The organism is Bacillus sp. 3255 (assembly GCF_031456485.1).
Taxonomy (GTDB): Bacteria; Bacillota; Bacilli; order Paenibacillales; family NBRC-103111; genus Paenibacillus_E.
In genome coordinates this window covers 181,642-205,442 of record NZ_JAVDUS010000015.1, presented here as the reverse complement: position 1 = coordinate 205,442, position 23,801 = coordinate 181,642, and the positions used below count along the sequence as shown (strand labels likewise).

General features: G+C 51.7%; 29 protein-coding genes. 2 read left to right on the top strand and 27 right to left on the bottom strand.

All coding sequences use genetic code 11. The features are described from left to right. Positions 1-18 precede the first annotated feature (18 nt). Positions 19-285 (top strand): hypothetical protein, encoded by a 267-nt coding sequence (locus J2X61_RS22345; RefSeq protein ID WP_274467974.1) that lies wholly within the window; start codon positions 19-21, stop codon positions 283-285. 24 nt (positions 286-309) lie between these two features. Here the strand turns inward: J2X61_RS22345 and J2X61_RS22340 are convergent, their stop codons facing one another. The 4 genes from J2X61_RS22340 to J2X61_RS22325 all read right to left on the bottom strand — a co-directional run bounded on the left by J2X61_RS22340 (position 310) and on the right by J2X61_RS22325 (position 3,686). After that, on the bottom strand, positions 310-1,710 hold the full coding sequence (locus tag J2X61_RS22340; RefSeq protein ID WP_310190667.1) for a cobyrinic acid a,c-diamide synthase CobB: 1,401 nt from the start codon (positions 1,708-1,710) through the stop codon (positions 310-312). Positions 1,711-1,750: 40 nt separating this feature from the next. Next, positions 1,751-1,981 (bottom strand): hypothetical protein, encoded by a 231-nt coding sequence (locus J2X61_RS22335; protein ID WP_274467971.1) that lies wholly within the window; start codon positions 1,979-1,981, stop codon positions 1,751-1,753. Between the two features lie 102 nt (positions 1,982-2,083). Then, on the bottom strand, positions 2,084-2,509 hold the full coding sequence (locus J2X61_RS22330) for a hypothetical protein (RefSeq protein WP_274467970.1): 426 nt from the start codon (positions 2,507-2,509) through the stop codon (positions 2,084-2,086). Between the two features lie 91 nt (positions 2,510-2,600). Then, entirely contained in the window at positions 2,601-3,686 is a 1,086-nt protein-coding gene (locus J2X61_RS22325) for an MBL fold metallo-hydrolase (RefSeq protein WP_310190664.1), read from the bottom strand. Between the two features lie 201 nt (positions 3,687-3,887). On the opposite strand from J2X61_RS22325, the gene J2X61_RS22320 reads away from it, so the two are divergent. Next, positions 3,888-3,983, top strand: a complete 96-nt coding sequence (locus J2X61_RS22320; protein ID WP_082615175.1) for a YjcZ family sporulation protein — start codon at positions 3,888-3,890, stop codon at positions 3,981-3,983. 63 nt (positions 3,984-4,046) lie between these two features. Here the strand turns inward: J2X61_RS22320 and J2X61_RS22315 are convergent, their stop codons facing one another. From J2X61_RS22315 to spoIIIAD, 23 genes are all read right to left on the bottom strand, one after another. Continuing rightward, on the bottom strand, positions 4,047-4,280 hold the full coding sequence (locus J2X61_RS22315; protein ID WP_310190661.1) for a helix-turn-helix domain-containing protein: 234 nt from the start codon (positions 4,278-4,280) through the stop codon (positions 4,047-4,049). A gap of 148 nt (positions 4,281-4,428) precedes the next feature. Next, a complete protein-coding gene (spo0A, locus tag J2X61_RS22310) occupies positions 4,429-5,232 on the bottom strand; it encodes a sporulation transcription factor Spo0A (RefSeq protein ID WP_274467965.1) in 804 nt (267 codons plus the stop codon). Between the two features lie 232 nt (positions 5,233-5,464). After that, a complete protein-coding gene (gene spoIVB / locus J2X61_RS22305; RefSeq protein WP_310190715.1) occupies positions 5,465-6,805 on the bottom strand; it encodes a SpoIVB peptidase in 1,341 nt (446 codons plus the stop codon). Positions 6,806-6,924: 119 nt separating this feature from the next. Beyond that, positions 6,925-8,655, bottom strand: coding sequence for a DNA repair protein RecN (gene recN / locus J2X61_RS22300; protein ID WP_274467964.1), 1,731 nt, complete (start codon positions 8,653-8,655; stop codon positions 6,925-6,927). 15 nt (positions 8,656-8,670) lie between these two features. Then, positions 8,671-9,120 carry a transcriptional regulator AhrC/ArgR gene (ahrC, locus tag J2X61_RS22295; protein ID WP_274467963.1) on the bottom strand — a complete coding sequence of 150 codons (450 nt, stop codon included), beginning with the start codon at positions 9,118-9,120 and terminating at the stop codon, positions 8,671-8,673. Positions 9,121-9,122: 2 nt separating this feature from the next. Beyond that, entirely contained in the window at positions 9,123-9,575 is a 453-nt protein-coding gene (locus tag J2X61_RS22290; RefSeq protein ID WP_274467961.1) for a hypothetical protein, read from the bottom strand. A 104-nt stretch (positions 9,576-9,679) separates the two neighbouring features. Next, on the bottom strand, positions 9,680-10,513 hold the full coding sequence (locus tag J2X61_RS22285) for a TlyA family RNA methyltransferase (protein ID WP_274467960.1): 834 nt from the start codon (positions 10,511-10,513) through the stop codon (positions 9,680-9,682). Between the two features lie 37 nt (positions 10,514-10,550). Then, complete coding sequence (gene dxs / locus J2X61_RS22280; RefSeq protein ID WP_274467959.1) at positions 10,551-12,437, bottom strand: 1-deoxy-D-xylulose-5-phosphate synthase; 1,887 nt, start codon at positions 12,435-12,437, stop codon at positions 10,551-10,553. Between the two features lie 118 nt (positions 12,438-12,555). Then, positions 12,556-13,413 carry a polyprenyl synthetase family protein gene (locus J2X61_RS22275; protein WP_274469286.1) on the bottom strand — a complete coding sequence of 286 codons (858 nt, stop codon included), beginning with the start codon at positions 13,411-13,413 and terminating at the stop codon, positions 12,556-12,558. A 49-nt stretch (positions 13,414-13,462) separates the two neighbouring features. Continuing rightward, a complete protein-coding gene (gene xseB, locus J2X61_RS22270) occupies positions 13,463-13,717 on the bottom strand; it encodes an exodeoxyribonuclease VII small subunit (RefSeq protein ID WP_274467958.1) in 255 nt (84 codons plus the stop codon). Beyond that, a complete protein-coding gene (gene xseA / locus J2X61_RS22265; protein WP_274467957.1) occupies positions 13,704-15,074 on the bottom strand; it encodes an exodeoxyribonuclease VII large subunit in 1,371 nt (456 codons plus the stop codon). Before xseA ends, xseB begins: the two co-directional genes overlap by 14 nt. 15 nt (positions 15,075-15,089) lie before the next feature. Continuing rightward, on the bottom strand, positions 15,090-15,956 hold the full coding sequence (gene folD, locus J2X61_RS22260) for a bifunctional methylenetetrahydrofolate dehydrogenase/methenyltetrahydrofolate cyclohydrolase FolD (RefSeq protein ID WP_274467956.1): 867 nt from the start codon (positions 15,954-15,956) through the stop codon (positions 15,090-15,092). Between the two features lie 47 nt (positions 15,957-16,003). Next, positions 16,004-16,462, bottom strand: coding sequence for a transcription antitermination factor NusB (gene nusB / locus J2X61_RS22255; RefSeq protein ID WP_274467955.1), 459 nt, complete (start codon positions 16,460-16,462; stop codon positions 16,004-16,006). Between the two features lie 86 nt (positions 16,463-16,548). Next, positions 16,549-16,776, bottom strand: a complete 228-nt coding sequence (locus tag J2X61_RS22250) for a DUF2273 domain-containing protein (RefSeq protein ID WP_274467954.1) — start codon at positions 16,774-16,776, stop codon at positions 16,549-16,551. 14 nt (positions 16,777-16,790) lie between these two features. After that, positions 16,791-17,351, bottom strand: coding sequence for an alkaline shock response membrane anchor protein AmaP (gene amaP, locus J2X61_RS22245; protein ID WP_310190654.1), 561 nt, complete (start codon positions 17,349-17,351; stop codon positions 16,791-16,793). A gap of 87 nt (positions 17,352-17,438) precedes the next feature. Continuing rightward, the gene (locus J2X61_RS22240; protein ID WP_274467952.1) at positions 17,439-17,852 is read right to left on the bottom strand and encodes an Asp23/Gls24 family envelope stress response protein; all 414 of its coding nucleotides are present in this window, start codon (positions 17,850-17,852) and stop codon (positions 17,439-17,441) included. Positions 17,853-17,936: 84 nt separating this feature from the next. Continuing rightward, entirely contained in the window at positions 17,937-19,295 is a 1,359-nt protein-coding gene (accC, locus tag J2X61_RS22235) for an acetyl-CoA carboxylase biotin carboxylase subunit (protein ID WP_274467951.1), read from the bottom strand. 39 nt (positions 19,296-19,334) lie between these two features. Further along, on the bottom strand, positions 19,335-19,826 hold the full coding sequence (gene accB, locus J2X61_RS22230) for an acetyl-CoA carboxylase biotin carboxyl carrier protein (RefSeq protein ID WP_274467949.1): 492 nt from the start codon (positions 19,824-19,826) through the stop codon (positions 19,335-19,337). Between the two features lie 156 nt (positions 19,827-19,982). Next, a complete protein-coding gene (locus J2X61_RS22225; protein WP_274467948.1) occupies positions 19,983-20,756 on the bottom strand; it encodes a SpoIIIAH-like family protein in 774 nt (257 codons plus the stop codon). Positions 20,757-20,791: 35 nt separating this feature from the next. After that, entirely contained in the window at positions 20,792-21,430 is a 639-nt protein-coding gene (gene spoIIIAG / locus J2X61_RS22220; RefSeq protein WP_310190652.1) for a stage III sporulation protein AG, read from the bottom strand. Positions 21,431-21,434: 4 nt separating this feature from the next. Beyond that, positions 21,435-22,172, bottom strand: a complete 738-nt coding sequence (gene spoIIIAF, locus J2X61_RS22215) for a stage III sporulation protein AF (RefSeq protein ID WP_274467946.1) — start codon at positions 22,170-22,172, stop codon at positions 21,435-21,437. A gap of 13 nt (positions 22,173-22,185) precedes the next feature. Next, positions 22,186-23,385, bottom strand: a complete 1,200-nt coding sequence (gene spoIIIAE, locus J2X61_RS22210; RefSeq protein WP_379239649.1) for a stage III sporulation protein AE — start codon at positions 23,383-23,385, stop codon at positions 22,186-22,188. 25 nt (positions 23,386-23,410) lie between these two features. Beyond that, the gene (gene spoIIIAD / locus J2X61_RS22205) at positions 23,411-23,800 is read right to left on the bottom strand and encodes a stage III sporulation protein AD (RefSeq protein WP_274467945.1); all 390 of its coding nucleotides are present in this window, start codon (positions 23,798-23,800) and stop codon (positions 23,411-23,413) included. Position 23,801: the final 1 nt, after the last annotated feature.

Here is a 23,801-nt window from a genome sequence, read left to right as displayed (position 1 = left end):
TAGTAGGAGGAATTGCATATGGCTTATGATCCGCAAGTAGTAGATGCAACAATCGTTAGTGACAATAAAAAAAATGGACTTTTCGAAGTCGTCGTCTCATTGAAGGACCGGAACAAATGCCGCCTTTTCTTTGAAAGAGACTCCGAAACAGGCATCGGCAAAGTGACGGACCTGAACCGTTTGATGAAAGAACCTTGCCCGATCTGCCGCAAAGATTACCTTTGCAACTGTCTAGACCGCTACAAAGATTATATTGCAGATCAAGCTCTGACTCTCATAAAATAGCCCGCAAAAAGGTTGGCCAGGAAACTATTCCTGACCAACCTTTTTTGATTGCCGATACTGCGCGCAAGCTCGAATCCATCTGTGTACCAGACCGGCATTGGATGCAAAATGCAAATGCGCATAGCCTGCCGCCAGGCTTCCGCCTGCATAGCCATCCGGTTTGGTGCCTAATCGCCCTTTGCATTGAAATGCGGGGGCCGGCTCCATTCCCTCCGCTGCTGCATAGGTCGAGTAATGGAATTCGTGGCCGCGCGCTTTGTCTTCCGGCGGAAGCAGGAAATTGCCGGCTGTCCCCGTTATTTCCCGGTAACCTAACGCGGTCAACTGCTTCTGCATGATCACCTTGCCCGGTATCAAGCCCACCATATCGAAGGCGTTTCCTGCCGTATCTACAATTTGCTCCGTCAAGTACATGAATCCGCCGCATTCGGCGAGCGTCGGCATGCCTTCCGCAATCCGCTTGCGAAACGAAGCTTTCACCTTCGCATCCTTCCCCAGCCGGTCGGCGAATTCCTCCGGAAACCCGCCGCCGATATATAAACCGTCTGCTTCGGCCGGCACTTCCTCTCCCTGCAGCGGCGAGAAGAATAGGAGCTTGGCGCCGGCAGCTTCCAGCATCTCCAGATTATCGGGATAGTAGAAATGGAAAGCGGCATCCTTGGCCACGGCAAGGTTCACCCGGGCCGCATCGTTCACCTCAGGGACGTTCGTGGATAAGCCGGCAAGGCCGTTGACGGGCTTCGCCGCTGCCGCTTCAAACAGCCGCTCCAAATCGAGGTGCGCTTCAACCTCTTCGGCGAGACGGTCAAAGAAAGGCTGCAAATCGCCTTTCTCGACCGAAGGCACGAGACCCAAATGCCGTTCCGGCAGCTCGATGTGCTCGTTCCGCGGCAAATAACCGAGAACCGGAATCCCGCATTCCTGCTCGATCGCTTGCTTGACCAACTCGTAATGCCCGCTGCTGCCGGCACGGTTGGCGAGCACCCCGACAATATTGTCGCCTTGGCCAAACTGCTGAAAGCCTTTCACGATCGCCGCGGCGCTCCTGGCCATACTGGCAATATTCACGACAAGCACGACCGGGGACTCCAATATCCGGCCGATATCCGCCGTACTGCCGTCGTCGGTAAGCGGGTCTTTGCCGTCATACATCCCCATAACGCCTTCAATGACGGAGATGTCCGCTCCGCGGCTCCCGCGCGCATAGGCGGCTAGCACGCCCTCCCGGCCGGTCATCCAAGAATCCAGATTGCGGGACGGTCTGCCCGTCACGGCCGTATGATAGGTCGGATCGATATAATCGGGTCCGCATTTAAAGCCTTGAACCGCTAAACCGCGCTTCCGCCAAGCAGCCATGATGCCGATCGCGAGCGTCGTTTTGCCGACTCCGCTGCCTGTGCCGGCGATAACGATTCTTCGCTCCATGATTTCAGTCCCCTCCTTTATCTAGCGGCCTGCCATGCACTTATTCATAGATGGCGCGGTAAAGTCCTTCCAGCAAGCTTGTGTAAGAGCTAGTCTCATATGTAATTTCCGCAAAAGAAACATGAATTACTTTATTACTGGTCTTGACGATGAAAAAGCTGTCTTCCGTCTGATCCGGATCAATATATGTATAACATTCTAGTTGGCCGCTTCCTGTTTGTTGCCGCAAAAACTCGGTCGCCTCCGCGCTTGCATTAGCATATTTAGGCATATTATCCTTCCTTTCGCCGATTGACTTGCTCACATGTATTATAGCGCAATCCCGATATAGAACTGAAGACCCGGCCGAAGCCGAGTCTTCAGAGGTGCATATTCATTTCAAAGGAGCTTTCTTCCTCTTCAAGGCCAAATAACCGCCTAACAAGGATATCGGCACAATGGCGAAGAAGCCGACTAATTCGTACCATAACGGAATGCCGTCATTGGTTAACATCGAGTCGAACCCGATCGCTGCCCCGATGACGCCAATGCAGGCTGCATTGAAATATTCAGCGCGCTTGGCAACCTTTGCCGCGACGAATCCGCCAAGGAATGACCAGAATAAGCCTATTAGAAGTAACAGAAGCAAGAGTGCAGCATTCGAATAAACCGCATTGACATCCTGTTCATTCACCGGACCGCTGCCGAAATAAAGGGTGCCGATGATCGCGCTGGTGAATAAGGTTCCCAAATTGTCAACGGCCACGCCCAACAGTACGCCCAGGAAATGAAATTTTCTTTCACTTTTTTGTTCAACCATAAATTATTCTTCTCTCCTGATTACTTGTCTGCCAACCTACCCATCATACCATGCGGCAGACCCAGTATCCAGTTCTCATGCGCTGCCATGGTTATTTCCACCAGGCCGCTGTCGGAAATTGCCCGCCGTGCACACGGACCGTTTGGCCAATTAACGGGGTTGCCACAGCCAGCTGCTTGGCATGTGCTGCCTGCGTTGCCCGCTCTACGGGATCGAACCAATCGTGCAGTGCCAAAGTGAAGGCGGCCCAATGGATCGGAATCAACAGCTTTCCTCTCACGTCCTGATGGGCCTGAACCGTTTGCTCCGGCATCATATGAATATCCGGCCAGCGCTCGTCGTATTGGCCGCATTCCATCAGCGTTACATCGAACGGCCCGTATTTATCGCCAATCGCTCGGAAATGCGGCGAATACCCGCTGTCTCCGCTGAAAAACACGCTCGAACGGTTCCCTTTGATGACCCATGAGCACCACAGCGTAGCGCCGCGGTCCGTCATGCTTCTTCCTGAGAAATGAATGGCAGGCGTGCATGCGATTGATAATCCTTCATAGGTAAGCTCATCCCACCAATCGTATTCGGCGATTGACTCCGGGGGAACCCCCCATCTCATCAAATGGCCGCCGACGCCTAATGGTACAAGAAACTTCTTCACCTTATGCTTGATTCTCATAATGGAGCCATAATCCAAGTGATCGTAGTGGTCATGGGATAACAGCACCGCGTCAATAACGGGCAGCTGCACGATATCAAACGGCAATCCACCGCTGTACCGCCCCTTGCCGAACCAGGGGAAGGGGGAAGCGGCTCTGCCGAACATCGGATCCAGCAGCAGCGACTTACCGTCGATCGTCAATAAGGAAGCCGAGTGCCCGAACCATGTCACTTGCGTTTCGGTATCCTTCCCGAACGATGGCGTATCCATCCGCAGCGGCGACGACGGCCGCCGGTTCGGGGTGTTTTTCATAAATTCCCGCAAAATGCCCATTCCGGTTGAGAAGCTCATATTCATCATCGTCGGAACCGGATTATGAAATTTCCCTTGCTTAAATTGGGGGGAACGGGCGAATGCCTGCATCTTCTTCGTTGAAGGTCTTCTGCCGAAAACCGGATACATATACATAAACAAAACAACCACAACAACGACAGCCGCAACAATCGAGATCAACGTAACCAAATTTCTTAGCCTCCAAGCTTATACCCTACGCGATTAGGATGTTTGATTAGATGTATAACGTATGGTTTCGGAGTTTGGTTCCAAATATTTTTCCGCACGCGGGACATGAGCACAATCAGTCAGCTCGCCCAAACATTCCTCGAAACTAGGTCATAAGCTATTTCGAAACACAAACCAAATCTCAGTTGGAGGTTGATTCGAATGAGTTGTGGAACTGGTGTAGGTTATACTTCTTCAGCAGCTATCTTGGTACTTTTCATCTTGCTGGTTATCATCACTAGTGCATTTGTTTGGTAATTTCGACTTCACAGAAGGGCTACCTATCCAGGATAGGTAGTCTTTCTGGCATTCCACACTTACTCATATTTCATTCACATTCTCCTCGAGTGTGATTAATTCATATAAATCTTTAACATCACAGCCCAACGTGTCGGCGATGGAGATGGCCGATTTCAACGGCATGATGCGCTTGTTTTCCGCAAAGTCGCTGAGCTTCTCGGGCTTGTAGTGCAGCGCATGTGCCAGCTCCCCTACGGATATTCCCGATTGCTGCAATCGCTCGCTAAGCAAGCAGCGGCCTAGATCGTATTTCATCCTTCATGTCCCCGCTTTCGAAGTCTCTATCTCTAATGTGCCCAAAGTGGACGCAGACATTAAAATAAAAAGCCGCATTCCCATTGGCGGAGTTGCCAATAAAGATGCGGCTTGTTTATACAATCTCAATTCAAAGATTCTAACCGTCTCAAGAAACCTTATGCTCGATTCTGAGCTTATCCGCCACCATGGCGATAAATTCCGAGTTCGTCGGCTTGGATTTGGAAATATTGATCGTGTAACCGAAAATAAAGGAGATGCTGTCGATGTTGCCGCGCGTCCAAGCGACTTCAATCGCATGCCGGATAGCGCGTTCGACGCGGCTTGGCGTCGTTTTGTACTTTTCGGCAATAGCCGGGTACAGCGTCTTCGTAATTGCGCCCAAAATTTCGATGTTGTTGTAAACCATCGTAATCGCTTCGCGCAAATATTGATATCCTTTGATATGGGCCGGAACGCCGATTTCATGGATGATGCTCGTAATATTCGCATCCAGGTTCTTGCCTTTGGGCATATGCACGACATTGGCTCTAGGCACGGATGCCGTCGATGTCGTCGATGCCGGCGCATTGCTGCCGACAAGCTGGCGAATCCGGTTCGTCAAAGTTTCCATATCGAAAGGCTTAAGTATGTAGTAAGAGGCTCCAAGCTGTACAGCCTTCTGTGTTATGTTTTCTTGACCGAATGCTGTCAGCATAATAATTTTCGGTTGGCCGGGCAGGTTCATTTCGCGCATTTTCTCAAGCACGCCAAGACCATCCAGATGAGGCATAATAATATCTAAAATGAGTACATCGGGTAATTCGCGTTGTTGTTCCAAAAATCGGAGAACCTCATTACCGTTGTACGCAACACCGACAATTTCCATATCCTCTTGTTCACCAATGAACTCGGATAATAAATGGGTAAATTCACGATTGTCGTCAGCTAGTAATACTTGAATTTTTTGCAACGTCAAATCCTCCTTTAGCTACTAAACAGGTTTGTATATTCTCTCTTATGAAAGGTATTCGACACCTCAACTTAAATTCCTTCTGTCGAATATTATTTTTCTTTTCTTTTAATTCACTTTCTTATATAATAATATATTTATCTTCTGCATACTACATTTTTCGACAAATTCAAAGTAAAATGGATAACCCCTTGTAGAAACAGGTTAAAATAAAATAAAGAACCAAAGGCAGCTAGCTAGCCTTTGGTTCCTTGGACGATGCTCCGCCGGTCGGTCTCAGAATGATCCCGGAATCTTGAAGCATCCATTCGATGAAGCAGCCATACCCGCTAGTCGGGTCGTTGACGAACACATGCGTGACCGCGCCGATCAACTTGCCGTTCTGGATAATGGGGCTGCCGCTCATTCCTTGCACGATGCCGCCGGTCTTATCCAGCAAACGCGGGTCGGTAATTTTGATCACCATCCCCTTCGTTCCCGGTGAATCCTGCTTGGATACGTGAACGACTTGAATATCGAATTTCTCGACCTTCTGCCCTTCGACGACGGTATAGATTTGGGCCGGTCCTTCCTTGACTTCCTCAGCGAAAGCAACGGGGATCGCTTCTTTCTCTATACTGTGGTCTGGCGCGGCATACATCTTGCCGAATATGCCGAAGGCCGTATTGCGCTCGATATTGCCGATAACTTTGCTGTCTTTGTACAGCGTGGCGTGCTTTTCACCAGGATCCCCATTGTGGCTCTTGGAGATGGACGTCACATTGGAATAGACGATATCGCCATCGCCGACGATAATCGGGGTTTGCGTATCCATATCCGTGATGACATGACCCAAAGCTCCGTAAACCCCCTGATCAGGGGCATAGAATGTCAGCGTGCCTACGCCTGCCGCGGAATCGCGGATATATAACCCTAAGCGGTAAGACTTGTCCACAACGTCGTAGACAGGTTGAAGCTTAACGGAAATTTCTTCATTGTTGCGAAGAATTTTGAGGTCCAACGGTGTTTTGCTTTCGCCGGATTTGGTCACCAAATCGGCAACTTTGCTAACATCCTTCGAATCCTTGCCGTTGATTTTCGTGATCAAATCGCCCACTTGAATTTTCGCTTCTTCCCCAGGAGAAACTTTTTGGTCTGGGGCAACAGTTACCAAGTGATGACCCACAACCAGAATGCCGGCGGACTTAATTTTCACGCCGATCGTTTGACCTCCGGGTATAACCTTAAGATCAGGTACGACATTCACTTTAACCGTTTTGATCGGAATGGCCCCGAACAGCTTGAGCTTCATTTCCGTCTGCCCGGAGCGGTCGGATTGTAACGAAATAGGTTCGCCTAGATTAACTTGAAATGAGTGCTGAGCATTGCCGTTCACCTTCACAATGTCCGGGTCCTTCACAGTTACCTGCGCACTGACCGGCATCGCTAGTTGCAGCTGCTTCCCTTGACCGCTGAATAAACGGAGTTCCTGGGGGAATGAGGCAAAGCTTTGAAAAGGCGGAGACAAACTTACCATACAAACGAAGAAGACGAGCAGGAGTCCGAACAATCTTTTCCTTTTGCTGGATTGCAATATCTTCACGCTCCCTCACACATCCTTAGGCCCCTGACGAACTGCGTCGTCAAATGCGTACCTATAAGTTAACCTCACTCCCCCTGTTTTATAACTGAAAATGATGACTATCTATACTTTCATGCCCTTGCTTTCTTATTTCTTGCCATGGCAAGCATTTCCCCGGCATGATGGAGCGTCGTTTCCGTCACTTCCACCCCGCCGAGCATCCGGGCCAGCTCCTCGATCCGGCCTTCGTCCGGCATATCTTGTACGCGCGTGAACGTTCTTTCTTGATCCACTTCCTTGCGGATATAGAAATGCACGTCAGCGAAGGAAGCGACTTGAGGCAAATGGGTAATCGAAAAAACTTGGCAGTTGTCGGACAGGTTGGACATTTTCTCCGCGATCGCTTGCGCTGCGCGGCCGCTGACGCCCGTATCCACCTCGTCGAAGACAAGAACAGGAATTTGGTCGATCCGGGCAAAAATCGATTTCATGGCCAGCATAATGCGCGACAGCTCCCCGCCGGACGCAATTTTGCTGAGCCCGCGCAGCGGCTCGCCCGGGTTAGGGGCCATGAGGAATTCAACCTGATCGATGCCCGAACGGTTAAATTTGACGCGCTTGCCTTCCACCTCGATGCCGCTGCGCTCGTCCAGCACTTGTTCCACCTGCACGCGGAATTGCGTGCGCTCCATCTGCAAATCGCGCAGCTCATGCTCGATTTGCGCGGCGAGCTGCTGGGCGATGCCGCGGCGCAGATGCGACAGATCCAGAGCGGCGACGCTCAATTGCTTCTCCATAACAGCAAGCTTGTCTTCAATTTTGCGGATATGCTCATCTTTATTTTCGATGGTATCCACTTCTGTTTTTATTTTATCCAGGTAGGTTAAGATCTCTTTAATATTCTCTCCATATTTTCGGCGCAAAGACGTAATTGTATCCAATCTTTGTTCGATATAATCGAGCCGTGCAGGATTGAACTCAATCCCGTCCCTATAATCGCGCAGTTGATAGGCGGCATCCTCCAGCTGATAGTAGGCAGACTGCGCTTGTTCCAGCAGCGGCGTCAGCTTAGCCGGATCCAATTGGACGATGTCCTGGATTCTCGAGACCGCCTTGCCCGCCGCATCCAAGCCGCGGTTCGTCGCATAGAGGAAATCGTATGCCTCGGATGAGCTTTGATACAGCTTCTCGGCATTCGCCAGCTTCCGCTTCTCTTCGGCAAGCGCTTCGTCTTCGCCGGGTTTGAGCTTCGCGGCCGAAATTTCATCGATCTGGAACCGGTACAAATCCAGCATCTGCAGCGCTTGCTTGCTCGTTTCCTGCAGCTCGCGCAAATCTTTGTGCAGCTTCATATATTCGTCATATGCGCTCTGGTACGTCTTCATCGCCGCCGCGATCTCTTCATCGCCGAACAAATCGAGTGAATGAATATGCTCCTCGTCATCCAGGAGTGATTGATGCTCGTGCTGGCCGTGGATATTAACCAGCCACTCGCCGGTTTGGCGCAGCATGGTCAGATTCACGAGCTGCCCGTTGATCCGGGAGGAGCTTTTGCCCGTCGCCGTAATTTCCCGTCGGATGAGCAGATGCTCACCAGGATCCGCCTCGATCCCCAGTTCCGCCAGCGTCCGCCACACGGGATGCTCAGGCGGCAGCTCGAACATCGCTTCGATTTCCGCTTTGTCCGCGCCATATCGAACCAGGTCCGACGAACCGCGGCCGCCTACGATCAGCGTCAAGGCATCAATGATAATGGATTTCCCTGCCCCGGTTTCCCCCGTCAGAACATGAAACCCGGATTTGAATCGAATATGCACATGCTCAATAACAGCTAAGTTACGAATCGATAATTCTGTAAGCATGAATTCCTCCTGGCTTTATGATAGTAAAGACATCACTTCGTCAACGAAAGTAACGCTGTTCTCTTTGCCGCGGCAAATGACGAGAATCGTATCATCACCGCCGATCGTTCCCATGACGCCATCCCATTCCAAATTATCAATCAGTGCGCAAATGGTGTTCGCAGTGCCAGGCAAACATTTCATCACAACGAGATTGTCGCTGTAATCGATACTGACAAAGTGGTCGCTTAACGCGCGGCGCAATCGCTGCATCGGATTAAACCGCTGATCGGCCGGCATCGAATATTTGTATCTGCCGTCATCGAGCGGAATCTTGATCAAATGGAGCTCCTTGATATCGCGCGAAACGGTCGCCTGCGTCACATGAAAGCCAGCCGCCCGAAGGGATTCGACCAATTCATCCTGTGTTTCGATTTCGTGATTCGTAATGATCTCCCTGATTTTTACATGCCTTTGACCTTTCATGCTTACACCTCTATATGAAATGTGATTTTTTTAATTTTGTTCAGCGCCATATCCACATACAGCACCCCGTCCGCCTCAGGATAAATCAAGCTGTACGCCATGAGCATATCGCGCACGCTGCTGCCTGTCATTTCGAGCGGTTTGCGCTCTTTCGCTACTTTCACCAGATAGACCTGCTCATCTTTTTGTGCGAAGTAGTCGATGAAGAGCCGACTTTCCAACCGCTCTCTATCATTCACGGTCATGGAGATCGGGATTTTGGTCTTGCCGGCAATGACGTCGAAGCCGGCTCCTTCTAGGAGTTCAACCACGTCATCCAACGGAACTTCTGAATGTCTCGGAATCCATGAACGTCTCTTCACAGGTCCTTCCAGCCAGCGCTGAAAACGCCAAATCAAGAATCCTACAACAAGTATCAGAATGAGCAAAATGACAGTCCTATCGCCATTTTCCATGTCCCTCACCTCGCCATACTATTCGCGGGCCATTCGGGAAAATCCTTTAATGGATGTGAAAAAACCCATCTCCGGGCCGCAATAAGGCGTACTCTGAGATGAGTTTATTTGCCATGCAATTTCTGCGCTTCTTTCACCGTTGCGGCGATGAGCTCTTTCATTGAGGCTGCATGAGCCGGCATGGCGCCGTCATCCGAGTCGCTCGACCAGTAGGCCAGGAATTCAATATTTCCTTCTCCGCCCGTAATCGGTGAATACGTCAATCCTTTGAGACGGAAACCAAGCTCCTCTGCGAACGAGAGCACCATGGTGAGAACGTCCTCATGTACTTCCGGGTCGCGCACGACGCCTGATTTGCCTACCTTCTCCCTGCCTGCTTCAAACTGCGGTTTAATGAGGGCGACAACCGTGCCTTGATTTAACAATATTCCCTTAAGCGGAGGTAAAATAATGCGCAGCGAAATAAAGGAGACATCGATGCTGGCAAACGTTGGCCGCGGCCCGTCCAAATCATCCATCGTCGTGTAGCGGAAATTCGTTCTCTCCATCACCCGGACGCGCTCGTCGTTCCGCAGCGACCAATCCAACTGGTTATAGCCCACGTCGACCGCATAAACCATGGCGGCTCCATGCTGCAGCGCGCAATCCGTGAAACCGCCTGTAGACGCCCCGATATCGAGCATCACCGCGCCGTTCAGATCGATGCCGAACTGCTTAAGCGCCTTCTCCAGCTTGAGGCCCCCCCTGCTTACATAAGGATGGACCGCTCCCTTCACCTTCAGGACGGCTTTCCTGCTAATTTTCATTCCAGCCTTATCTGCGGGCTCTTCATCAGCAAAAACAAGGCCAGCCATAATGGCGGCCTTTGCTTTCTCCCTGCTTTCGAAATATCCCTGCTCCAGGAGCAGGATATCCAACCGTTCTTTATCCGATGACATGATATTGTCTAAACTCCTATTCGTCTCGTTCCCGCGTTTAGGCCCGTTGTCTTTGGCGCGGCATCAGCTTCTTCACTTCGGCGATCAGACTTGCCGCCGTGAGCTCGACTTCTTCCCGCTGTTCTTTCACGGAACCGTGTTCCACGAAGTAATCCGGGATCCCCATCAAATGGATGGATTGGCCGGCGATATTGTTCAGTGTATAAAATTCGGTGACGGCACTGCCGAAGCCCCCTTGAATGGCGCCTTCTTCCATCGTAATGATCGGCAGCGATTCGGAAGCCAGCTGGCGCAAATACGCTTCGTCCAGCGGCTTGATGAAGCGCGCATTCACGACTCGCAGTGAGATGCCTTCCTTCGCCAATTGCTCCGCCGCTTCAAGCGCCACCTGCACCATCGGACCGACCGCAAGAACGGCAGCGTAGTCGCCGTCGCGCAGCGTTTCCCATGTGCCGATCGGAATCGCCTTAGGCTCATCCTCGATGCTCACGCCGGTACCGCTGTTCCGTGGGTACCGGTAAGCGATCGGACCGTCGTTATACTCCAGTGCCGTCTGCATCATATTGCGCAGCTCTTTCTCATCCTTCGGCATCATCAGCACCATATTCGGCAGGGAACGAAGGAAAGCCATATCGTAGACGCCTTGGTGCGTCTCGCCATCCGGACCGACGAAGCCGGCGCGGTCAATGGCAAACGCGACATTCAGATTCGGGCGGCATATATCATGCACGACCTGATCATAGGCTCTCTGCAGGAAGGTCGAGTAGACCGCAAACACCGGCTTCAAGCCTTCGCTCGCAAGACCTGCGCATAGCGTAGCCGCATGCTGCTCGGCGATACCGACGTCAATCATCCGGTTCGGGAATTGCTTCGCGAACTTCAGCAGCCCGGAACCGCCCGGCATCGCAGGCGTAACAGCGACTATGCGCGAATCCTTCTCAGCCATCTGGATCAGCGTGCTGCCGAAAACTTCCGTGTACATCGGAGGTCCAACCGACTTAAGCACTTGACCGGACTCGATCTTATACGGCCCGGGGCCATGCCAGCTGTGGGAATCCTGTTCGGCAGGGGTGTAGCCTTTCCCCTTCATCGTGACGACGTGCACCAGAACGGGTCCGACCACTTTCTCGGCCTGCTTCAGCGTATCGAGGAGCATAGGCAGATTGTGTCCGTCCACCGGACCGATATACGTAAAGCCCAGCTCTTCAAACCATACACCGTTCAATACGAAATATTTGAGACTGTCCTTCAGCTTCTCCGCCGTCTTAGCCAGCGTGTCGCCGATGGCAGGTATTTTCTTAAGTAAATGTTCGACTTCTTCTTTAGCTTTCAAATAATGACGGTCTGAGCGGATTTTGCTCAAGTAATTATGAATCGCCCCAACGTTAGGAGCAATCGACATTTCATTGTCATTCAGAATGACCATAATATTTTTCTTCTCGTGACCGATATGGTTCATAGCCTCCAGCGCCATACCGCCGGTAATCGCGCCATCCCCGATAATGGCAACCACTTTATTGTGTTCGCCTTTCAGATCGCGCGCCATGGCCATCCCCATTGCCGCCGATAAAGAGGTACTGCTATGTCCGGCTTCCCAGACGTCATGTTCGCTTTCCGATCGCTTGATGAACCCGCACAAGCCTTTGTATTTGCGTAACGTATCAAACTTATCCTTACGCCCAGTCAAAATTTTGTGTACATACGCCTGATGGCCTACATCAAAAAGCAGTTTATCATAAGGGCTGTGAAACAAGGTATGTAAAGCGATGGTGAGCTCAACCACACCCAAGTTCGAGGACAGATGTCCACCTGTTACGGATAACTTCTCGATCAGAAATTGACGGATTTCACCCGCCAATGTCTCAAGCTCCGCTATGGATAACCGTTTCAAGTCCTCAGGTCGATTGATTTGTTCGAGCAGCACGCTTGTTTCCTCACTTTCAATGTGAAAATACGATGATTGGTTACACCATTATACCATAGTTTTGGATAAATCGTGAAAACCAGACCCGTAATCTCAAAAATATGTAAAAATAACCCTCTTAATGATCCCTATGCATCAAATAATCCGCCAGCTGAAGCAGCCTCTCCGGGTTCGCTATGCCGCCTTGCAGCAGCGCCCTCTTGGCTTGAGCCGTCAGCTCCTTCACCTTCATCTCGGAAGCTTCGAGTCCGATGAAATACGGATAAGTCACCTTCATCTGCTTCTCGTCGCTTTTCACCGGCTTGCCGAGTTTGATCTCGTCTCCGATAATATCCAGAATATCGTCCTGAATTTGGAAAGCAAGCCCGATCGCATTGCCGAATTCGCTTAGCGCAGCAAGCTGCGACTCCGACGCGCCGGCGATATGAGCTCCGGCCCGCAGCGAGAAGACGATCAGATCGCTCGTTTTGTGCAGATGGATGTATTCGAGTTCCTCCAGCTTCGTGATGCCCTGTTCGCCGAGCATATCCGCTGCTTGACCGCCAACCATACCTCTAGCGCCGGCAAAGTCCGCAAGCTCCTCCGTGATGGCAAGCACGCGCTCCGCAGGGATGCCGTGCGCTCTGTGGGCCTGCGCGATGCTGTGGAACGCATGCGTCAGCAGAGCGTCTCCGGCAAGGATGGCCATCGCTTCCCCATACACCTTGTGGTTGGTCAGCTTGCCTCTGCGGTAGTCGTCATTGTCCATCGCAGGCAGATCGTCATGCACAAGCGAATACGTGTGCACCATCTCGATCGCCAGTGCGACAGGCATCGCCGCCGTCTTGGAGCCGCCGAGCGCCTCGGCGGCGGCCAGAACGAGAATGGGGCGCAGCCGCTTGCCGCCCGCCATCAAGGAGTAGTTCATCGATTCCCGCAGCCTGCCAGGAACTATCCACGGGTCAGGAAGCGATTGGACTAATGCCGATTCCACCATGTTTGCGTGTAATGCGATATATTCATGTATTGTGCACGTCGTGTTCAACCTAATTCCCCTTATCTTCCAAGACAGGTTGGAAAGGCTTTCTGCTCACCGCGCCTGTTTCCCCTTCAACCAGCATCTCGATTTTCTTCTCGACTTGCTCGAGCTTCACACCGCACAGATGAGACAGGCGAACGCCTTCCTGATACAGCTCAATCGCTTTCTCCAGCGGCACGTCACCGCTCTCCAATTGAGCGACGATCCGCTCAAGCAGCTCGATGGCTTGCTCGAAGCTAACTTCCGTTTCATTCGTTGACATCTACGTTCTCCTCCATCCCCGATACTTGGCAGTCCAACCTGCCGTCTAAGAGCCGAATCTTCACACGATCCCCAACCTTCACTTGGGACACCGAGCGGATGAGCGTCTGCTCGTCCTCGTCGTACGCCAAGCTGTAGCCCCGCTGCATGACCTTCAGCGGGCTGAGCGCGTCCAGATGGCGGACGCTGGCCTGCCACTCCTGCTTCTTCCCGCGCAGGAGGGTCTGCATGGCCGTGAGCAGCTGCCGCCCTGACGTATCTAGGCGCCGCCTGGCGAACACGGCCTGCTCTTTGGGATTGAAGCCGGTGAGCTTACGCTCCAGCTTCATGTGCCGCTCCGCCAGCCGCTGAACGCGCTGGCGCATGCGGTAACCGAGCTGCTCCGTCAGCCGGTCGAGCCGCTCCGCAGGCTGCATCAGCAGCTGCCTGCGGGGGTTCGTCAGGAACGGGGAGCGCCGCAGGCGCTCCAGCCGTTCCTGTTTGCGCCGCAGCTGCTGAAGCAGCCCGTAGTGCAGCCGCTGCGCCTGCTGCGACAGCTGCTGCTTCAGCTCGGCGCGGCTCGGCACCGCGAGCTCGGCAGCCGCCGTCGGTGTCGGTGCCCGCAGATCGGCGACGAAGTCCGCGATCGTGAAGTCCGTCTCGTGGCCGACGGCCGAGATGACCGGGATCGCGGAGGCGCTGATCGCCCGCGCGACGGGTTCCTCGTTGAACGCCCACAGCTCCTCGAGGGAGCCGCCTCCGCGGCCCACGATGAGCACGTCGGCTTCACCGAGGCGGTTCATCGCTTCGATCGCTTTCACGATCGACGGCGCCGCTCCCGCTCCTTGTACCAGTACCGGGTACAGCAAGATCTGTACCGACGGGTAGCGCCGCTGTAGCGTGATGATGATATCACGGATCGCGGCCCCCGTCGGAGAGGTGATCACGCCGATCGCGCGCGGAAACCGGGGAATCGGTTTCTTGCGCTCCGGCGCGAACAGCCCCTCGGTCTCGAGCTTTTTCTTCAGCTGCTCGTAAGCCAAGTATAAGCTGCCGATGCCGTCCGGCTGCATCGACGTGACATAGAACTGGTACGCTCCGTCCCGTTCGTAGACGGAAATATTCCCGCGGGCAATCACTTTCGTGCCCTCTTTGGGAATGAAGCCGAGCCGCTGATTATGGGAGGCGAACATGATGCTCTTCAGACGCCCGCCCTCATCCTTCAGCGTGAAATACATATGTCCGCTGGAATGGTGCGTGAAATTGGAAATTTCGCCGCGAACCCACACATCCTGCAGCCGGTTATCGCTCTCGAGCAGCAGCTTGATGTAGCGGTTTAAATCCTTGACCGCGAAGATTTTCGTCTCGTTTCTGCCCATGACCATACGCTTCCGTTATACGCTCACATTCGCTTTGGCTGTTCGCGCCGCCGCGTCAACGGTGTTGCGCAGCAGCATCGTAATCGTCATCGGACCGACACAACCCGGCACAGGCGTAATGGCGCTTGCCACTTCTTTGACCGCTTCGAAATCCACATCACCCGTCAGCTTGCCGTCGGCAGGACGGTTCATGCCTACATCGATAACGACTGCGCCAGGCTTCACGTGATGCGCTTTGATCAAATGCGCTTTGCCCACGGCAACGACAAGAATATCCGCTTGCTTCGTGATCTCTTCCATATTCGGCGTGCGTGAGTGAACCACGGATACCGTTGCATGTTCACGAAGAAGCAGCATGGCCATAGGCTTACCCACAATGTTGCTTCTGCCTACGACAACCGCATGCTTGCCTGCGATTTCTACGCCGGTGCGCTTCAAAATTTCGATGACGCCATGCGGCGTACAAGGCTTCATTCCGTCTTTGCCAATCATCAGATTGCCGACATTGACCGGATGGAAGCAATCCACATCTTTGAGCGGGTCGATTTCATCAACGACCGCTTCTTCGTCAATATGCTTGGGCAGAGGTGACTGTACAAGAATACCGTGAATCCGGCTATCGCTATTAAATTTATGAATGAGTGCAATTAGTTCTTGCTGTGTTGTCGATTCAGGCAGGGCATGCACTTCGGAGTAGATGCCTACATCGTCGCACGCTTTCGCCTTGTTGCGAACATAAACCTGGGAAGCCGGATCCTCGCCCACAATGACAACAACCAAGCCGGGTTGATGGCCTTGCGTCGTCAGCGCGGCAGCATCCGCCCGAATCTCCTCGCGAATCGAACTAACTAATTCTTTGCCGTTAATAACTTGTCCAGACATGTGATTATCCCCCTAAGAATGTAGTGTACCTGCTTCGCAAGCTCCCGTTACGTAGGCGTAACCTTGCTCTTCAATTCTTCCACTTCTTTAATCATTTTACCGAGAACGCCGTTCACGAATTTCCCGGACTCGTCCGTCCCGTAATGCTTGGCCAAATCAATCGCCTCGTTCACGACAACCTTCGGCGGCACATCGTCCCTGTAGAGCATTTCATAAACGGCCAAACGCAGTACTTCACGATCAATGCGTGACAGCCTGTCCATCGCCCAACCCTTCAAATATTCCTCCAGCAGCTCGTCGATTCTAACTTTATTGTTATAAGTACCTTCAACCAGCTCCATAATGTAAGCTGCATTTAATTTGTCGCCTTTGATATCCAACTGCGTCTCATTGTCATGTTCCGCTTCGTGAACCGCAACCTGGACGGCTTCCTGAGGCGTCGCCTCATTCATTTGAATTTGGTATAGGCTCTGTACAGCAATTTCTCGTGCAACTCTGCGTTTCATTTTGTTCCTCCTAAGAGCTCTTTCTACTAGTATACGTCATATTGGAACCAATCCAAACAAAAAAATCCATGGTTATACCAGGGATTTTAGCGAAACATTCTCCATTTTTGCGTGAGATAGCGCCAAATGTCTTCCAGCATGACGAAACTTTCCTTGCGATCCACCTTGTTCCCGACATAAAAACCGACCAGAACGATGAATCCGAAGATCAACATATCCCAGAATCCGAAAAATAAGTAAATGAAACCGAAAAAAATACCTGCCGCCACTCCGACCACTTTGCCCCTATGGGACTCCCATAGCTCATTCCACATGCGTGGATTCACCTCTATTCGACTCGGCTCTTAAACGTTGGGGCGGACTGCACGATGTTTGCTACGAATACGGTTACGGAAGCTACAGGAATGCCGGTAATATCCTCAATGTAACTCTTCACAGTACTTTGCATCTCTTCCGTAAGTTCCGGAATCGAACTTTCCCCATCCACAATCGTTCTGATCGTAATCTCTAGACCGGATTGGTTCACTCTGACTCGCGCGCGCAGGTCTTTGGCGCCTTTCGTACGACCGGCCGCTTTCAGGGACAGATTCTCGACAGTTTCCATGGAGATGCGAATATCTCCGAAATCGGTGCGCTGATCGATTGATGGTGCTTGGGCACGCCCGCGGCGAAGCGTCAGGATGAGAAAACGGATTGAAATCAGCAGCATGGCCAGGGAAACGATTATTCCCGGATATGCGTAATTTTTCTCAAAATAAAAATTATGTAAGATTTGGCCTGCTTGTTCCATTGGGATCCAGCTCGATGCTGTGAACAATACGACGATGGAAGCAACGAATATAATTAGGCTATAGAGAAGCAGCAAGAGCCTGTCCACAATTTTACCCACGTAAGCTTGTCCCCTTCCTATAGTTAGAGGAAACCCCCTGCAACCTGTAGGGGGTTTCGATGATCCATATGGATGCAGCAACTCCGCCTATTTCACTCTTAGGGCAGTCGCTGTTTCTTCTTCGACCGGTTTATCTGCCTGTTTAAAATGAACATCATGAATATGAACATTAACTTCAACAACGCTTAGACCCGTCATTGATTCGATTGCATGCTTCACATTCTGTTGAATGGCGCTGGCAACCTCTGGAATGCGATTCCCATATTCGATAATAATGGAGACGTCAATGGCAGCTTCACGTTGTCCGACTTCGACCTTTACGCCTTTGGACAAATTTTTGCGTCCAAGCAATTCAGCAATGCCGCCAGCAATTCCTCCGCTCATCCCCGCTACTCCTTGCACTTCCACCGTTGCCAAGCCGGCAATGATTTCGATAACCTCGGGGGCAATCTGGATGCTGCCCATGTCTGTTTTGACGTAATCCGGAGCGATTGTGCTCATTGTGGCACCTCCTAAGTAATTTTTGGATAAGCCATCATTAATTTATTACTATACCATTTTGCCAAAAATATGACAAACGGTTGTCTACGAATTCGGATCGTTCACATCGTGCTCTTCCAAAAATTTGATATCGTGGTCGCCCTTGATAAATTTATTGTGCTCAAGCAGCTTCAAATGGAACGGAATCGTCGTATTCACGCCGTCGACCGCAAACTCGGTGAGCGCGCGCTTCATGCGGGCAATCGCTTCTTCGCGTGTGCTGCCCCAGACGATGAGCTTGGCGATCATCGAATCATAGTGAGGCGGAATCGTATAGCCCGGATACACCGCGCTGTCGACACGAACGCCGAACCCGCCCGGCGGCAAGTAAAACTTCACTTGACCCGCGGAAGGCATGAAATTGCGATTCGGATCCTCCGCATTCACCCGGCACTCGATCGCCCAGCCGTTAATGTGCACGTCCTCTTGGGAGAACGAGAGCGGATTGCCTTCTGCAACGCGAATCATTTCTTGAATAATGTCGACGCCTGTAATCATCTCGGTGACGGGATGCTCGACTTGAATTCTCGTATTCATCTCCATGAAATAGAAGTTTCCATCCGGTCCTAGCAGGAACTCTAGCGTTCCTGCGCCTGCATAGTTGACAGCTTTGGCTGCACGGACAGCCGCTTGACCCATCGCGGCGCGGGTTTCCGGCGTCAGGATTGGACACGGCGCTTCTTCGACAAGCTTCTGTCTGCGGCGCTGGACGGAACAATCGCGCTCGCCCAAGTGGACGACATTGCCGTGTTTGTCCGCTAGAATTTGAATTTCGACGTGCTTCATGCCCGTCAAATATTTCTCCAAATAGATGCCTGCGTTGCCGAAAGCGTTCTGCGCTTCCTGCTGGGCCGCTGTAATTTGGGCGACCAGCGTCTCTTCGTTCTCCGCGATCCGGATGCCTTTGCCTCCGCCGCCGGCTGTCGCTTTGATAATCACCGGATAGCCGATATCGCGGGCAATGGTGATGGCGTCATCCACGTTGTCTACCAAACCGTCGGAGCCTGGAATAATCGGTACTCTAGCTTCTTTCATCGTTTGCTTCGCTACCGCTTTATCCCCCATGCGGGAGATGGCATCCGGAGACGGACCGATGAACTCGATGTTGCAGCTTTCGCAAATTTCGGCGAAGTCCGCATTCTCAGCCAGAAATCCGTAACCGGGATGAATCGCGTCGCATTCCGTCAACGTCGCTACACTCATCAGGTTCGTGAAGTTCAAGTAGCTGTCCTTGGAAGCCGTCGGCCCAATGCAGTAGGCTTCATCCGCAAGCCGCACATGCAGCGCATCGCGATCCGCTTCCGAATATACAGCCACTGTATAGATGCCCAGCTCGCGACAAGCTCGGATAATACGAACAGCTATTTCTCCTCGGTTGGCAATTAGGATTTTATGAAATTTCATTCTGTTTCCTCCTAAGAGTTTTCCGTGCGGAAAACTGACTTACTCCGGTCTTACCAGAAATAAAGGTTGACCGTACTCCACAAGCTGCCCGTTCTCGACGAGCACTTCGACGATTTCGCCTTTGATCTCTGCTTCAATCTCATTCATCAATTTCATAGCTTCAACGATACATACGACGGTTTTGTCGCCGACTTTCTGGCCAACGCTTACGAAAGGAGCGGCACCAGGGGAAGCAGACTGATAGAAAGTTCCTACCATCGGCGAAACGATCTTATGTAAAGATAAGTCCTCTTGCTTGGCATGTCCAGCAGGAGCAGAAGTCTCGATTGCCGCAGCAGGCGCTGTGTTCACAGGAGCGCTTGGGGCGATCGGAGCATATGTTTGTTGAACGGGGGCCGTTACGTATACAGGCTCAGGTTTATTCGGCTTGCGAATGGACAAGCGCGCACCTTCATTTTCAATTTCAAGTTCTTGTAAAGAGGATTGATCGACGAGTTTGATTAACTCTTTGATTTCACTCAATTTGAACATTCATGTCACTCCTTCAAAGTTGGTGAACCATTAAAAAATGCGGTTTCATAGCCGCAACGTATGTATTATACCCATAAACGCAAGAAATGGAAAGAGTCCAGTTTTGTCCGGACCCTTTCCATCGCTATTTCGAGAAGGCTCGGCAGCCTCGCGTCCCTATGGGCGCACGTATTTGATCATGATGTTTTCCGGTGCTGCGCCTAGCTCTTTCACTACCATGTCAACGATTGTAACGCCTTGGCTTTTCTCCAGTTTATCACTTTGAACGGTGACCTTCCATTTGTTGCCGTCTTGATTGATGATCGCCTGCGGGAAGTCTTTCATCAGCACATCTTGCAGATTTTCAACTTTTTCTTGAACGTCTGTCAGCTTGGCAAGGTCATTCGTTGCTTTCGCTACAGCCTCAGGCGTCTTCTTCGCATCAACGATGATTTCCATGAGCTCCGTGGATGCTTTGCTGAAATATTCGCTTTGTTTCATTTGCTCGTTCGTGAAGAAATCGCTGGCGGAAGTCGTTTTCGCTTGCTCTTCCATTTGCTTCAGCACTTGATCGTCCGTTTTGGCGCTGGTGCTTGTGCTAGTGCTTGTGCTTGTATTCGTCTTGGCATCTGTTTTCACATCTGTTTTCACATTTGTTTTAGCATCTGTTTTAGCATCCGTTTTTACATCTGTTTTTGTAGAATCTTGCGGCGTTACCGCTTTGTTGTCGACTTTTGCGTCAGTGCCTGTTGTTGCTTTCACATCTGTTTTTGCTCCGCTGACAGGATCAACCTGACTCATATCGATCTTCACTTCTTGAGCGGTCTTCGTCGTTGCCGTCGATGCCAGATCAAGCTTATTGACATCCTCGGTGAACAAATAGTACGCGGAGAGCACCACCATCAAGCTGAGCATGGATACGAGCCAAATCGTTTGTCTTTTTGCGTTCATTGTTTATTCCTCCTCATTTATAATTAGCTTGGCATTTATTCCCCGGTTTTCCGGGGTAAAATGGAAATTCGGTGTACCGGGACATCCAATCCCCGTTCTACAGCCTCGGATATCATTTTCTTCACCGTTAAATTTTCGGCGCCTTTGGCCACAACGATGACGCCTCTGATTTTCGGCTTAATGTATTTGAGCACGAGCGGCTTCTGGTCGCCCGACACTTGATAGAGAACGACTTCCCCGCTGCGCGTTACCTGGGAAATATTCCGCGTCGCCCCGCCGTTGTCGCGTTCTGTCGTCATTTGCTGGTTGTCGTTGTAATTTTTGTCGACGGTCAGTTCCTCCGTCGATTCGATCGTCACCAGCACTTCCACATCGCCGACGCCAACGATTTTCTGCAAAATCTCCTTCAGCTGAGCTTGATAGGCTTGTTCATAGTCGTGGAAGCTTGAATTCTCCTTCGGCGTACCGCCGAGGAACGTTTCTTGGCTTGGTGGCGGAGATGCTCGGCCCGTATTGATGGGATCAACCTCTTTGACAGTCATAAATGCGTTCAAAATCATCAGCGCCGCACCCAAAAGTCCGATCATGATAACCCATAGGACCGTGTTTTTGCGTTTGGGGCCACCCGGGCCTCCGCCGAATTTGTGCTCCATCCATTGCAGCAATGTTCCCACCTTTTCACCTCGCAATCCTTCCATTTCCTTGCTCGACTTGAATATCAATGTGCGCCGGCTCTACGAGCCAGTTGCGCGTGATACCTTGCTTCAGTCTGTCGATTTCCTGCCGGGACCGGGCTGTAACTTCTGGGGCTGCGGCCGCTTTCTCATCCTTGGCGTTGGCGGCGCTGGCGTCAATCCGTATGGGGTCAATCGGTTTAACCGGTTCCATGACTGCAATGCTGTTGGAGCCGGGAGAAGGCTGCGCCTGGCTGCCCGGTTCTATATCATCAAGGGTGACCCTCACTCTTGCAATGGCGGGCTTCCCGTTATTGTCAATTTGTGCAACCACCTGAACGTCCTTGACGGTTAGATCCGTCTGCTTTTGCAAATCTTCTTTCATTAGTCCCGCTATTTGCGTTTGCAGCATTTGCTGGGATTGCTTCTGACCCTCAGCTTGCAGCTTCCGGGCGGTTTGCGTGATGGCCTCGAGCGATTGCATCCCCGAACTTCCCGCATTCGCGCCGGCCAGGAGCGTCGTATCATTCTGCTTTCGTTCGGCTGCGCTTAGCAGTTGCTCCACATCCCAATTTTTCTGAAACAGCTGCAACACCGGCGATAAGAGCGTCAGCAGGATGAACAGGCTCATCACCGTTTTGACATACCGCTGCATGGCGCTGCTGGGGAGCAGAAGATCGACGAAAGTAGCCAGCATTATGACCATAATGACCGTCTTCAGCCATCCGGCTAACCAATCCATAGCTGATCTCCTTTCACCGCATCATCACGGAGACATTGCTGATCGTAATCATGATTGTCAGAGCCAGGAAGAACATTAAACTTACGGCGGCGAGGGCCGCAAACACATAGATCAAGCTCTTGCCTATCGTTTGCAAACAAGCGATGATGGGGCTGTCGCCCAAAGGCTGCATGATAGCTGCCGACAGATTGTAGATGAAGGCTAGCGTTAATATTTTGACCGCCGGGAAGGCGCACAGCATGATGAGTATAACGACACCGACGAGACCGATCGCATTTTTGACCAGCAGCGATGCGCCGATGACCGTCTCCGTGGCGTCGGAGAATAACCGGCCGACGACAGGTACGAAGTTGCCCGTGATGTACTTGGCCGTTCGAATCGCGACACCGTCGCGCACGGCCCCGGTTGTCCCCTGGATGGAGATGACGCCGAGGAAAACCGTTACGAAGACGCCTAGCGCGCTAAGACTGATCGTTCGGAGCAGGTTCGCCAGCTGCGTAACCTTGTATTTATCGCTTAGCGAGCTTACGATGTGCAGCACCGCCGAGAAGAACAGAAGCGGAAAAACAAACACATAAATCGCCGTACCGACGGAGTGAATCATGAAGACGATCAGCGGATGCAGGATCGCTACGGACGTCACATTCCCCATAGAGGCTAGCAGTGTCAGCAACAGCGGCATAATCGCAATCATGAACTGGATCATGGAGCTAATGGCGGTTTTGGCATATCCGATCGCTATGCTGAAGGAGTTAATGGCGATGATGATTAGAACCATATAGGTGATGGAATAGCCTAATTTGCTGACCGTATTCCGCTCGAAGGAGCTTTGGAGCGTCTCCAGGATCATGCTGAAAATCGTCAGTATCACGATGGAGGCCAGCAGCTTGCCGTTGATAATAATTTCGTGGAACACGTAACGCAGCAAGCCTTTGAACAAGCTTGTGACGGAGATGCCCTTCGTGCCCATCAGCAGCTCCATGAAGCTCGGCGTCTTGCTTTCGGGGAAGTAGCCCCCGTAATCTCTCATGAGCTTATCCCAATATTGCTCGACAGGCTCCGTATTCAAATGCTCGGCCTGCTCTCTGATTATCGCGTCCGTCGGCGATTCGGCCGCCCCGTAGTTCGACATGCCCAGCCACAGCGCCATGATCATGATAAGCAGAAGGAGCCAACGGTTGTTCAACTTCTGGTACGAATAAAGTGGGTTCATAAGTCGTCACTCCTAAATGGATCATCTAAGCGGGCAGCAGCTTCACGACGGTTTCGATAATGACGGTAATGATCGGAATCGCCATCACCATGATGAGCACTTTGCCGGATAGCTCGATCTTGGAGGCGATGGATTCTTGTCCGGCATCACGCACGATTTGGGCGCCGAATTCAGCAATGTAGGCAACGCCAATGATTTTCAGGATCGTTTTGAGAAACACCATGTTGATACTGGATTTTTGCGCCAATTCTTCGAGCACCTGGATGACACTGGAGATTTTGCCGATGAGAAACAAGAAAATCAGAATGCCGGTAAAGGCGGCCAGCAAGAACGCAAACATGGGTTTCTGCTCCTTAATGATGAGCGTCAGTATCGTGACGATGAGCCCCAAGCCGACAATCTGGATGATTTCCATA